The sequence below is a fragment of the Ralstonia sp. VS2407 genome (assembly GCF_052950655.1).
Genome location: NZ_JBRFVG010000002.1, coordinates 74,295 through 87,155, shown reverse-complemented (window position 1 = coordinate 87,155; position 12,861 = coordinate 74,295). Strand labels below are relative to the sequence as shown.

Sequence of the window (12,861 nt, the reverse complement as noted above, 5' to 3'; positions counted from 1 at the left end):
TCACACTTGAAGCATCTTCGGCCGCGGGCAGCGTCCCACGCCCGCCGCGACAGCGCGTCACATCCCAAGGGCGGCAACGGAGGCTAAACTTTCAGAAATTCCTAAAAATTGAGAAAGATCAAAACAATGCAACTCTCTCCCTTGAAACAGCGCTTCGTCCTGCATTTCGGCGAGATGGGCAGCCGCTGGGGCATCAATCGCACCGTCGGGCAGATCTACGCGCTGCTCTACGCCGCGCGCGAGCCGATCAACGCGGACGAGATCGCCGAGGCGCTGGGCTTCTCCCGTTCGAACGTGAGCATCGGGCTGAAGGAACTGGAGTCTTGGAAGCTCGTGCGGCTGTCGCACAAGCCGGGCGACCGGCGCGAATACTTCTCCGCCCCGGACGACATCTGGACCATCTTCCGCACACTGGCCGAAGAGCGCCGCAAGCGCGAGATCGACCCCACGCTCTCGCTGCTGCGCGACGTGATGCTCGAATCCCCCACCGACCCGGATGACCGCCACGCCCAGGCGCGCATGAAAGAGATGTATCAGCTCATCACGCTCATGACCACCTGGTTTGACGACGTGCAGAAGCTTGACGCCGAATCGTTGCAGCAACTCATGAAGATGGGTGCCAAGGTGCACAAGCTGCTGGAAATGAAGAACAAGCTTGCCGTCGTCGTTGGCGGCAAATCGAAGTAGCCCGTATCCAGAAAAACCATGTCGCTCGATCCCGTTGTCCTGGCGCGCATCCAGTTTGGCGCCAACATCACGTTCCACATCCTCTTTCCCACCATCAGCATCGCGCTTGCGTGGGTGCTGCTGTTCTTCAAGCTGCGCTATCGGAAGACCGGTGACGAAGCGTGGATGGCCGCTTATCGCCTTTGGGTGAAGGTCTTTGCATTGACGTTCGCGCTGGGCGTGGTGTCCGGCGTGACGATGAGCTTTCAGTTCGGCACGAACTGGCCGGGCTACATGAATACCGTCGGCAACATCGCCGGGCCGCTGCTGGCGTATGAGGTGCTGACGGCGTTCTTTCTGGAGGCCAGCTTCCTCGGGATCATGCTGTTCGGCACGGGCCGCGTAAGCCCGCGCATCCACACATTCGCGACGTTCCTGGTGGCGCTCGGCACGACCATCTCGGTGTTCTGGATCATCGCGCTCAACTCGTGGATGCAGACGCCCGCCGGCTACGTGATGATCGACGGCCGCGCGCATCCGCAAAGCTGGCTGGCGATCATCTTCAACCCGTCGTTTCCGTACCGGTTCACGCACATGCTGCTGGCCTCGGGGCTGACGGTGTCGTTCCTGTTGGCCGGGGTATCGGCCTACCGCTGGCTGCGCAACGACCGCGGTGGCGATGTGCGTGCGGCGCTCAAGACGGGCGTAGTGCTTGCCGCCATGTTGATCCCGTTGCAGATTGCCGCCGGCGATGCGCACGGTCTCAACACACTGGAGCATCAACCGGCCAAGCTGGCCGCGATGGAGGGCATCTGGCAAACCGAACGGGGCGTGCCGGCCGTCCTGTTCGGTATTCCCGATGCGGCTTCGCACAGCAACCGCTATGAGATCGCGGTGCCGAAGCTGGCGTCGCTGTATCTCACGCATTCGCTTGATGGCGAAGTGCGAGGGCTCGACCAGTTCGACCAGCATCCGCCCGTGCTGCCGGTGTTCTTTGCCTTCCGCCTGATGGTGGGCGTGGGGCTGCTGATGCTGGCAGTGTCATGGACCAGCGCCTGGCGCCTTCGCCGCAATGGTGAACTGCCGAACTGGCTGGCACGCGCGCTCGTCGCCATGACGTTCTCGGGCTGGGCGGCCGTGGTGGCCGGCTGGTACGTGACCGAGATTGGCCGCCAGCCGTGGCTTGTCTATGGCGTGCTGACCACCGCGCAGGCTGCGTCTTCCGTGCCCGCGCGGATGATCGGCAGCACGCTGGCGATGTATCTCGCGCTGTACGCGTTCCTCATCGCCTCCTACATCGGCGTGGTCTTCTATCTGGCCCGCAAGGCCGGTGGCGCCATCGACCCGACGGACGCCGACATTCCCGGCAAGCACACCACTCAATTTTCTGCGACCCTCGCGAGCCACGCATGAGCACCATCCCTGACCTCACCCAACCCGCCGGCTGGCTGCCGGTGGTCTTCATGGCCCTGATGGGGATTGCCGTGCTGGCCTACGTCGTGCTCGACGGCTACGACCTGGGCGTCGGCATCCTGCTGCGCCGCGCCGATGACGCCGAGAAGGACACCATGATCGCCTCCATCGGCCCGTTCTGGGACGCCAACGAAACCTGGCTCGTGCTCGGGGTCGGGCTGTTGCTCGTGGCGTTTCCCGCCGCACATGGAGAGATCCTGGGCGCGCTGTATCTGCCGGTGGCGCTGATGCTGTTCGGCCTCATCCTGCGTGGCGTGGCATTCGATTTTCGCGTCAAGGCGCGCGCGCACCACAAGCCGTGGTGGAACCGCGCGTTCTATGCGGGCTCCGTCATTGCCACCGCTGCGCAGGGCCTCATGCTCGGGCTGTACATCACGGGCTTCCAGTACGACGCCGCCAACGTCGTCTTTGCGATCTGCACGGCGGGCGGCCTCATTGCCGGCTACCTGCTGCTAGGCGCAACGTGGCTCATCATGAAGACGGAAGGCGCGCTGCAATTGCGCGCGGTGCAGTGGGCACGCGGCAGCCTGTGGTTCACCGCGCTGGGCGTGGCCGCCGTGTCGCTCGCAACGCCGTGGGTCAGCACACGCGTGTTCGACAAGTGGTTTGCGCTGCCGAACATCATCCTGCTGGCGCCCGTGCCGCTGGTGACCATCGTGCTGTTCCTGCTGATCGACTGGGTACTGCGCCGCCTGCCGCAGCAGATTGCCAAGGGCGATGAACATCTGATCTGGGCGCCGTTCGTCGGCACCGGCGCCATCTTTCTGCTGGCCTTCAACGGCCTGGCCTACAGCCTCTTCCCCTATCTTGTGGTGGACAGGCTCGACATCTGGCAGGCCGCCAGCGCGCCGGAATCGCTCGAGTTCATGCTGGTGGGCGTGGCCATCGTGCTGCCAACCATCGTCGGCTACACGATCTACTCGTACAAGGTGTTCCACGGCAAGGCGACGGAGCTGCGGTACTACTGAGATTGACCAGGTAGCGGGCAGGCGTTTAGGCTCATCGGCTCAGTCACCCGCCCGCAAACAACATGATCACCTGCTATATCCGCTACATCGTCAACCCCGCCCGACTCCGCGAGTTCGAGACCTACGGCAAGATGTGGATTCCATTGGTCGAGAAGTTCGGCGGCAAACACCACGGCTACTTCCTGCCGTCGGAAGGTGCCAGCAATGTCGCGCTGGCATTGTTCTCGTTCCCGAGTCTGGCGGCCTATGAGGTCTATCGGGAACGCTCGAAGAGCGACCCCGATTGCATCGCTGCATTCCAGTATGCAGACGACACCGGCTGCTTTGTCAGCTACGAGCGCAGCTTCTTTCGCCCGGTTCTTTCCTGACGCCTGCTTAGCCCTGAGGCCTGCGCTGCGACAGCACCCACAACATAGCGCCCACGGCTTCCGCCTGCGAGCGCGTGCAGGTCTTCTCGAAGATAGCCCGTAGTTGCGAGCGTACGGTCGACATGGCGACGTTGGCGTCGGCCGCGTATTCGTCGGGCGTCTTGCCGGCGATCAGCGCTTCGCCCACCGCCGCCTCTGCCGCTGATAAACCAAACGCCTGGCGCAACTGCATGGCCGTCACCGGAGGGCCATCGCCCTTGCGGCGTGCCGTGACCAACATGGCCGCATTGCCAAACGCGGCATGCGCGGCATTGGCGGGCAATTGCGAAATACCGAGAAAGACTTCGTGCGGCGCCCCCAGTGCCGGCCGCACGGCAAAGCTCTCGCCCTTGCGGGACTTCGCCACCCGCGCCAGCGCGGCTTGCAACCCATCGTTGTCGGCAGCAAACGCTGCAGTCAGTCGGCCGTGCTCCAGCCGCAGGCAAGTCGATGCGCGCAGCAACGCTTCGGCCTGTGCGTTGGCAAACAGCACACGCTGATCCCGCCCGAGTGCAAACACGGCCAGGCCAAGCTGCTCCATCAATTCGGCGCCGAGGGCCGCATCGCGATGCAGCACGCGCGTGTCCTGCCAGAGATTGATGGTGCGCTGCAGGTGACCGGTCATGCCGGCGGCCGTGGCGCGCTCCTCGTCCGAAAACGGTGTGCGCCCGTTCGCGCGCAGCATACCGAGCAGGATGTCGCTGCCGCCGGGGCGCGCCAGCCGCACGCCCATCAGGTAGCGAAATCCCGAGGGAAGTTGATAGTCCTGGTAGAACTCGCTGCGCTCGACGTAGGCGTCGGACACGTAGTCCTGGCAAAAGGCAAATTCACCTAGCGCGGCGCGTGCGACATGCTCCCGGCGCGGATCGAGCGCACCGTAGTACTGGTCGTAGCGGGCAATGATGTCGTCCCATCCCCGCCCTGGGGAGTAAGTCGAGAGGTGGGGTGCGTTGCGAACGGGGTCCCAACTGAACATGTGGAACACGTTGGCGCCTAGCGCTTCGGTGACGTCGTGAAACATTTCCAGGAAGCCATCCTGCGTCACCGCAGCTTCGTACAGATCACCGATGAGCTGGTCTTTGAGCACACTTCCCTCCCCCGAAGGATGGCTGTCTGGCCATGGCGCCCGCCGTGCTCACCCGATGCAATCGAAGTGGCAGCGGACATGTTGTGTGCGCAAACGTAGCACGCGCGTGCGCCGATCAACATCGTTCATTTGGCGGCGCTTTCCTCCAAATGAATGATGCGGACGCTTAGGGCGCGCTTTGAGAATCTCCGTGCGAATAACGGAATAACGGCGTCGCACGCACGGCGCACCCACGATCCAGGGAGGACTCCATGAAACTTGCCCCCATTGCAATCGCACTGATCACGCTTGCCGTCTCGGCCTGCGGCGGCGGCGATTCCGGCAGCAGCGCCAGCACAGCGCCCGGCACCAACGTTCCGCCAGCACAGACCGTCAGCGGCGTCGCCGCCTCGGGTGCGGCCATGCAGGGCGCCACGGTGACCCTGATGGACGCGACCGGCAAGTCGGTCGACTGCCCGGCCAACGCGACCACGGGGGCCTTCCAGTGCACGGTCACAGGCCTTACCGCGCCGTTCGTGCTGTCGGCATCGGGCAACGTTGCCGACTCGCAAGCCACGCTGATCGCGCTGTCCGCCAGTGCGGGCAGCCAGACGATCAACATCACGCCCATCACCAACGCCATTGCCGCGACCATCGTGGGTGACAACCCGAGCAAACTGCTGGGCAACACGGGCCTGCTGCAAAGCAAGGTGACTGCACAAACCGTCTCCAGCACCGTCGCCGCCTACGCCGCCGCGCTGGCCGACCTGCTGGCCGCCACCGGCAACACCGGGGTAGATCTGATCTCGGGCCCGCTGACCGCAGGCGCCCCCGGGCTCGACCGCCTGCTCGATCAGTTAAAAGTGAACGTGCTGCCGGACGGCAGCGTGCAGATCAGCTCCGTCGCCGGCGCGTCGAGCGATACGCCCGCGCAGTTGCAGCTCTTGCCCGGCGTAGCGCCCCAGCCCAGCGACAAGGCGAGCCTGCCAAGCGTGGCGACCATCAATGGCAACCCCGTCGCCAACCTGCCAACCGCCTCGGACCTGGCCGCATTGCAAACGGCGCTCAACCAGTGTTTTGCCGGCTCTACAGGTGCGGCGCGCACAGGTGGAAGCGTGCCCGTTTGCGGTCAAATTTTCGTGGACGACGTGACCAGCGGCGCGCTCATCAACGGCGTGCCCTCGGCCTACCTGAATAACGGCCTGACGGCTGACCAGGAATTCGGGCCGGCATCGGGCGGGGGCAACCCAGGCCTGTTTGCCGACGACGCGATGAACAACGCCAGCTTCAGCCTGCCGGAGATCATCCGCGTGACGTCCAGCAGCGGTGACACGCTGTGGATCAAGCTCGCCTGGACCCGCGCCGACGGCCTCCGCGACGGCATGCAGCAGCACGTGCAAGTGGCGGTGCAGCCCGCCTCCCGCGCCAGCGGCGACAACGGCTGGCGTATCGTCGGCAACCAACGCGCCGTGTTCACCAAGGTCAACGCCAACGCGCAGAAGTGGGACTGGCTGAACAGCGCCACCGCAATGACGGGCACCAACGCGTTTGTCGATTCGATCAACATGCAGGTGGGCATCGCGGACGCCGCCGGCACGCCGGTCGACTTTGCGATCGTGACCGGCCCGGGCCTGCGCAATGGCGTGTTCCTACAGCCGTCTTCCGGCACCTGCGACACGCTCAACATCCGCGCCCAGGTTGGCGCAGGCCAGACCCCGGCGCAGCTCGCCCTGCTGGCCAAGCAAAGCGCCTGCCGCAATAATTTCCGACTGGCAGGCGTGGCACAAGACCCGGCCAACCAGGGCAGCTTCACGTGGCCCGGCGATGCACCGCGCAACAACACGGCATGGGCCAAGCCGCAACTGACAGCGCCTGAGCTGGCGACCATCACGCCGTTCAGCGCCTACACGATCGCCATCTATCAGGGGGGCGTGACCAGCCAGCCATCCAAGACCTACACGGTGCGGCTGCGCACGCCGTCGCCCTCGCCGGATGCGCTGCGCCAGTACACGTGGCAGGACATCTCACAGGCCACGCGCGACATCCTCACCCCGGGCACGGCATCGACGTTTGCGGGCGGCCCCACCCTGCCTGTCACCTGGACGACCAAGGCCGGCGTGCCATTCGTGAAGCGCGTCAACGTGCAGATCCGTTCCACGATGTCGGGCCAGCCGACGGTGTTCGTGAACGGTGCGGGCCGCGCATCGCCGGCTGCGCCCGGGACCACGATCACCTTGAACGTGGCGGGTGACCAGGGGGCAGCCTTCCCTGCGGTGACGGGCTGGACGGGCGCGCAGGACATGTCGTTCACCAACATGTCGTGGGCAGACCCGCTGGATCTGAACTTCACCACGTCGGTCGAGTACGACCGCTAACGCGCAGGGCACACGGGGAAGTGCGGTGATCGGGCCCGCAAGGTTTGCCTGCCTTGCGGGCCTCGATCAACCCACCGTCGCCTCAAACACGCGCCGGTAATTTCCGCCCAGAATCTGGCCAACTTCCACTGCCGTGAATCCAGCTTTCTGCAGCGCCGCGGCCAGCGCCGGCAACTGCGCATAACTGCTGAACACCGGCGGCCGGATAAAACCGAGCATGTCGGTGCCCAGCCCCACGTGCGCCACGCCCACCACATCGGCCATGCGCTTGATGCCCATCGCCATGGCATCGAGATTGGGGAAATCTGCCGCATTGGGCCACACGCCAATCACGCCGCCAGTGTCCGCCACCGCGCGTGCATGGTCGGCCGAAATCAACCGGCTGCGCGCCCGGAGCGCCCCCGACAACGCCGTGTGCGACAGCACCAGCGGTTTGGTGGTCGTCGCCGCTGCACGCTTGACGAGGTCATACGTGCCGTGAGCTACGTCCACCACAATGCCCAGCGCATTGCAGCGGCGCACCACGTCTGCGCCAAAATTGGTCAAGCCGCCATGCACTGGCGGCTCGGTCTGGATATCGCCCAGTTCGTTCACGCGGTAATGCGTGAGCTGCAGGTGCCGCAGACGGTGCTGCGTGTAGGCGTCGTCCACGCGCTCGATGCGGCCCTCCAGAAAATCTGCACCTTCCGACGCGATGATGACGCTCGGCCCCTGCGTGCCCATGGCGGCAAGCGACGCAGCGTCGGTCACCACATGCAGTTGTTCGCGCTCGATCAGCCGCTGTGCGCGGGCGAATTCCGTCATGCCAAGTCGATACAGCTCACCTGGCTCGGGGCTGCGAAAAGCCTCGAAGCGGTGGCCGCCAGCGCCCACGTGCACGACCGTGGTGTCCGTCACGATGGCCAGGCAAATGACGTTCATGCCCCCGGCGCGCATCGACTCGGCCGCTGGCAAAAATGGCCGATCGGCCCCGATCCCGGGGTCGCGAGAGATGATGACGCGCCCGGCGTGGGAATGCATGTCGATGGTCAGTGCGCCGGGTGGCGGTGTCCACTTGGAAGCTGTGTCGGACGGTGCGTCGGTGTAATTGGCAAAGCGTCCCGGCGCGCAGGCCGCCAAGCCCATTGCGGCACCTGCGGCCAGAAACACGCGACGGCTGACGCGGGGCGATCTGGCAGTGGATTGCACGGGTGCAAGAGATGCATCCACCAATTGATAGCGCCAGCCCGCGGGGTCGTCCTGCAAACGGATCAGCCGGCCACGCACGCGCGTCATGTCGCCCACCGGCAAAGGGGCGGCTGCCAGCACTTCGATGCTGGTGGCAGGGTTGCGCGGCATGCAACCGCCGCAGCATGGCGCTTCGGCGCTCAGCAGGAAGTAGTCGGCAGACCGCGCGGCAGCGTCCAGCGGCATCGCCCAGCCTTCCATATCGACAAACGTGTCGTGAAGCGTGTCAGCCTCGCGCGTGGCGATGAGGGACCAATCGATCAGCATGCGCACTCCGCAAAATTGAGCTGCGGTATTGTGCGCGCGAACGCACCATCGCTCTATCGCCGTTGGTTACATAGGCCTACAACGCGTTACGGACCACCGCGGAAGCACGCCCCCCACGACATCAACTTGGACGACAGATGATGGTGGTGCGCGACGTCGTCGAGCCCAAACCGGTAAGGCATCTCCTTCAGAAACCGCATTGCGTATCCGCCACAAGGTGTTCGAACGCGACCGCAACGGCAAGGCCACCACGCTGTAGCGGTGCTATTTGCGCTACGCTTACGGCCTTTCGCCCGACCTCGCTTTCATCGCTTTCGCGTCACCTCATGCCCACGCTGCAACACGTCGACCTGCGCACGGACCCCGCCGCCCGACCCTTCGTCAAGGACGAGACCGTCCACGTCGACTTTGCCGCCGAAGCCGGCGAGCTGATGAGTCTGGAAGGCCCCAACCGCTACGCCCCTGGCGATGCGCTGATCACCGGTTCAACGGGCGACCGCTGGGTGGTCTCGCGCGAGCGTTTCGATGCGAAGTACGGCCCTGCCGATGCGGCGCTCGAGCATGGGCAGGCAGGCGCTTATCGCAACCGCCCGAGCGTGGTGCTTGCCAGGCAGATGAACGAAGCGTTCTCGATGGCGCGCTCCGAGGCCGGCGACGTGCTGCACGGCCAGGCCGGCGACTGGGTGCTCCAGTACGCCCCCGGCGACTACGGCGTCGTCCAGGCGCAGCGCTTCGCCAAGGTCTACCGGCCCGCCTGAAGCGCTACTGCGCCGTCTGCTGGCGCTCAGTCTCGTGGCGCTTCATCTGCAGGTAGTCCTGGCGCTCTACTTCGTGCAACTGGCGCGGGTACTGCTCGGTGGCGTTGAACCACGTATTCAGCCGCTGCTGCAAACGCTTGTCCGGCGGCGCCGCCAACGCCTTCAGATAGGCATCGATGGCGAGGTAGTAGCGCATCGTGTTGCGCTCGAGCAAGCCTCGCACACCGCCCACATATTCCGGTGCGGCGGCTGAGGATTCTGCCGTCTTTGTAAAACCCACCTTGTCGCTGCCGACCGTGCCCAGATACGTGCGCATGGCCAGCCGCCCTGCGGTGCCATAACCGTACGCGTACGTCAGATGCAGAAAGGTGTGATTGCCGCCGGCCGGGGCCGGAATCGCCTCCAGCATGATGCGGTAATCCTTCGTGCTGAACGGCCCGGACTCAGCATTCAGTTCCACGCGGAAGTAGCCCGCGCTGCTGGCAACGGGGCGGTAGTTGAATTCCAGCCGATAGCTGCTGGACAAGCTCTGCTCAACCTTGCGGCCCAGATTCACGTCGAGCACGGTGCCACGGGGCCCGGACCCGGCGCGGCAATACTTGATGTTGAGGTGGAGGATCAGCACGTCGCACCAGTTGCCGGGGCCTTGCGTTGCGTCACTCAACGCGCCGCTCACCGTAGCGAACGGGTAATCGACCACGCTGTAGATGTCGCCCTGGAGCATGTTGGGCGTCTCGGTGGATTCCAACACCAGCGGACGGTGGAACGGGTTGTCAGCCAACTGGGGCGCCACGCTCTGATATTTGTCGCGCAGGCCCTGCGCATTGTCTGCCGCGCGCAAGGCGGGGCTCAGGCATAGGCCGGCCACCAGCGCAAGCAGGGCAATGGGGCGCAGCCAGGCGGGATGTCGATGCAAGGTCATAAACGGCGTTCTTGTGGAATTGGTCTTCATTCTAGGAGGCGCTAACGCCCACAGTCTCGCAACAAATGGGCCTGCGGATGCACATCGACCATGCGGCGTTCTGTCATCACGACAGCCAAGGCGTGCTCCGATGCGGCTCGCTAAAATGAATGCTTCTTCGCCTCGTGCTTCCCGGCACTTCCGGCACCATGCCCTCGCCCCTCGTCGCCATTCGCGAACGCATCGCCAACCAGGTCCGCGGCCTTACGCGCGCGACCGGCAGCCTCACCCTCGACATTGCCTCGCCACCGGGCGACCCTGGGCTGTTCGGCCCCGACGCGGTCTGCTGGAAGGTGCATGCCGATTTCCCGGCGATGATGGCCGGCGGCATCAGCGCGCTGTTGCTGCAGGCGCTGCACCCCCGCGCGCTGGCCGGCGTATGGGACCACTCCAACTTCCGGGAAGACCTGCAAGGGCGCCTGGGCCGCACCGCACAGTTCGTGGCCGGCACCACGTACGGCAGCCGGCATGATGCACTGGCGCTCATCGAGCGCGTGAAGACCATCCACGACCGCGTGCAGGGCATCGCGCCCGATGGCCGGCCATATTCAGCCAACGACCCAGACCTGCTTACCTGGGTGCATGTGGCTGAGATGTCCAGCTTCCTGGCAGGCTATCTGCGCTACGTAGACGGCAACCTCGGCGGCGCCCAGCAGGATCGTTACTTTGAAGAGACCGCGCTGGTGGCCGAGATGCTCGGCGCGCGCGACGTGCCGAAATCGCGGGCGGCTGTGCAAACCTATCTGAATGCAATGCGCGCCGAGCTGGTGGCCAGCGATCGCACGCGCACGGTGGTGGAGGTGTTGATGACGTGGCAGGCGCCGCGCCCGGGGTTGCGCCCGGCGGTACGCCTCTTCCTGGACGCGGGCATCCAGCTGCTGCCGCCGTGGGCAATACAGATGCTCGATCTCAAGCAGCCGCCGCTGCAGGCAGCGTTTGCGTCGGCGGCCATGCGCACCGTGGCGCCCACGCTGCGCTGGGCGCTATACGAGGGCAGCGTCGCGCGCCGGGCCAGGCACCGCGCACTGGCGCCCGCAACGACATAGTGCGTCCGCGCGTTACTCGATGGCTTCGGCAAGCGACACCTTGCCGCGCAGCACCTTCTCTTCCAGCCGGATGATCAGCAGCGGCGAGATCACCGACACGGCAGCCGCAAAGAAGAACAGATGCCTGAAGGCGCTCTCGCCTGCGCGCTGCAGGGCCTCGGCATCGGCGCCGCTGCTGGCAAGCGCGGCGTGGAAGAGGTCCATCAGCACATCGCCGCCGGCCGCTACCTGCGCTTCAGGTGCAGCCTGACGCAGCAGCGCAATCAGCACGGACGTCAGCACCGCCACACCCACCGCGCCACCCAGCAGGCGCGAGAACGCCGTCAACGCTGTGGCCAGGCCCACCGTTTGCGGCGGCACGGCGTTTTGCGTGGCGACCAGGCCGGTCGGGAACTGCACACCAATCGCCAGGCCGAGCACGATCATCGCCAGGGTCAGCGCCAGTACGCTGTGCGGGTCCAACAAACCCAGCGACGCCACGGCAAACGGCACCACGCACGCGCCCCCCAGCATGAGGGGCTTGTAGCGGCCGCTGTGCGTCATCCACTTTCCGGCAATAAAGGCGCCAAGCGGAATGGAGAGCGTGAGCGGCACGAGGCGCAGTGCCGCAGCATCGGGGCTGGCACCCGCCACCATCTGGAAGCGCAGCGGCATCAGCACCGACGTGGCAATCAGTTGGAAGAAGCAGAGGAACAGCGCCAGGCAGCAGATCGTGACCGTGCGCACACGGAACATCGACAGGGGAATGATCGGCTCGACGGCACGGTTCTCTTGCCACACAAACGCGCCCAGCAGCAGCACGGCACCCGCCAGCAGGCCAAGGTTCTCGGGCTGCGTGAGCGGCGTGCCCTGCCCCACACGGGTGATCATCAACAACAGCGCGGTCAGCCCGCCGGCAAACAGCACCACGCCCGGCACGTCGATGGGCCGACGCTGATGCGCCACCGGCAGATGCCGCAGCGTGCGGCGTACGACCAGCAGCGCGACGATGCCCAGCGGCAGATTGATCCAGAAGATCCACCGCCACGACAGGTAATGCGTCAGATAACCGCCGATCACTGGTCCCGCGAGGCTGGCCATGGCCCACATGCCGCTCACGTAGCCCTGGTAGCGGCCACGCTCGCGCAGCGGCACCACGTCGGCAATCGTGGCCTGCGATACCGAAATCAGGCCGCCGCCGCCGAGGCCCTGCAGCACGCGTGCGAGCAGCAGCATCGGCATGCTCGTGGCCAGTGCACACGCTACGGAAGCCAGCACGAACAGGACGATGGCCGTCGTCAACATGGTGCGGCGGCCGTAGAGGTCGCTCAACTTGCCGTAGATCGGCGTCACGACCGTGGACGCCACCAGGTACGCCGACACCAGCCACGCCATCAGCGCAAAGCCGTTGAATTCGCCCGCGATCACGGGCAACGCCACCGCAACGATGGTTTGCTCCAGCGCGCCCAGCAAAATGGCAAGCATCAGCCCGCCCATCACCGCCATCACCGGAATTTCGGCCACCGGGGGCGTATCCAGCGGGCTGGATACCGTCCCGATGGGCGCGGTAGGCGTGTCTGGCTTGGGCGGTTCGATGCTCGGGCGGGAGGACATGGGAATGTGCGCGAATGCCGCTCAAGGCACCCGCGCCAATGGGAGAAGCGAAGC

The 12,861-nt window shown here is 65.3% G+C and carries 11 protein-coding genes; 7 read left to right on the top strand and 4 right to left on the bottom strand.

Annotated elements, in window-relative coordinates; genetic code table 11:
- Positions 1 to 126: 126 nt before the first annotated feature.
- The 4 genes from ACU8YE_RS03650 to ACU8YE_RS03635 all read left to right on the top strand — a co-directional run bounded on the left by ACU8YE_RS03650 (position 127) and on the right by ACU8YE_RS03635 (position 3,475).
- Entirely contained in the window at positions 127 to 687 is a 561-nt protein-coding gene (locus ACU8YE_RS03650; RefSeq protein ID WP_260801513.1) for a GbsR/MarR family transcriptional regulator, read from the top strand.
- A gap of 18 nt (positions 688 to 705) precedes the next feature.
- Entirely contained in the window at positions 706 to 2,079 is a 1,374-nt protein-coding gene (locus tag ACU8YE_RS03645; RefSeq protein ID WP_446928115.1) for a cytochrome ubiquinol oxidase subunit I, read from the top strand.
- Complete coding sequence (locus ACU8YE_RS03640; protein WP_232039824.1) at positions 2,076 to 3,107, top strand: cytochrome d ubiquinol oxidase subunit II; 1,032 nt, start codon at positions 2,076 to 2,078, stop codon at positions 3,105 to 3,107. Before ACU8YE_RS03645 ends, ACU8YE_RS03640 begins: the two co-directional genes overlap by 4 nt.
- Before the next feature lie 62 nt (positions 3,108 to 3,169).
- Entirely contained in the window at positions 3,170 to 3,475 is a 306-nt protein-coding gene (locus tag ACU8YE_RS03635; protein WP_343621230.1) for an NIPSNAP family protein, read from the top strand.
- 7 nt (positions 3,476 to 3,482) lie between these two features.
- Here the strand turns inward: ACU8YE_RS03635 and ACU8YE_RS03630 are convergent, their stop codons facing one another.
- Positions 3,483 to 4,601, bottom strand: a complete 1,119-nt coding sequence (locus ACU8YE_RS03630; protein ID WP_446928114.1) for a helix-turn-helix transcriptional regulator — start codon at positions 4,599 to 4,601, stop codon at positions 3,483 to 3,485.
- A 251-nt stretch (positions 4,602 to 4,852) separates the two neighbouring features.
- Between ACU8YE_RS03630 and ACU8YE_RS03625 the strand changes: the two genes are divergently transcribed.
- Positions 4,853 to 6,955 (top strand): hypothetical protein, encoded by a 2,103-nt coding sequence (locus ACU8YE_RS03625; protein ID WP_446928113.1) that lies wholly within the window; start codon positions 4,853 to 4,855, stop codon positions 6,953 to 6,955.
- 66 nt (positions 6,956 to 7,021) lie between these two features.
- Here ACU8YE_RS03625 and ACU8YE_RS03620 read toward each other — a convergent pair whose 3' ends face one another.
- The gene (locus ACU8YE_RS03620; RefSeq protein ID WP_446928112.1) at positions 7,022 to 8,449 is read right to left on the bottom strand and encodes a dipeptidase; all 1,428 of its coding nucleotides are present in this window, start codon (positions 8,447 to 8,449) and stop codon (positions 7,022 to 7,024) included.
- Between the two features lie 326 nt (positions 8,450 to 8,775).
- Here ACU8YE_RS03620 and ACU8YE_RS03615 point away from each other — a divergent pair, with 326 nt between their 5' ends.
- Entirely contained in the window at positions 8,776 to 9,207 is a 432-nt protein-coding gene (locus tag ACU8YE_RS03615; protein WP_232039829.1) for a PGDYG domain-containing protein, read from the top strand.
- Positions 9,208 to 9,211: 4 nt separating this feature from the next.
- On the opposite strand, the gene ACU8YE_RS03610 is transcribed toward ACU8YE_RS03615, so the two are convergent.
- On the bottom strand, positions 9,212 to 10,129 hold the full coding sequence (locus tag ACU8YE_RS03610) for a hypothetical protein (protein ID WP_322018452.1): 918 nt from the start codon (positions 10,127 to 10,129) through the stop codon (positions 9,212 to 9,214).
- A 188-nt stretch (positions 10,130 to 10,317) separates the two neighbouring features.
- Between ACU8YE_RS03610 and ACU8YE_RS03605 the strand changes: the two genes are divergently transcribed.
- Positions 10,318 to 11,214: an oxygenase MpaB family protein gene (locus ACU8YE_RS03605; protein WP_433867877.1), complete on the top strand. Its 897-nt coding sequence runs from the start codon at positions 10,318 to 10,320 to the stop codon at positions 11,212 to 11,214.
- A 12-nt stretch (positions 11,215 to 11,226) separates the two neighbouring features.
- Here ACU8YE_RS03605 and ACU8YE_RS03600 read toward each other — a convergent pair whose 3' ends face one another.
- Entirely contained in the window at positions 11,227 to 12,807 is a 1,581-nt protein-coding gene (locus ACU8YE_RS03600; protein WP_446928111.1) for an MDR family MFS transporter, read from the bottom strand.
- Between the last annotated feature and the right edge of the window lie 54 nt (positions 12,808 to 12,861).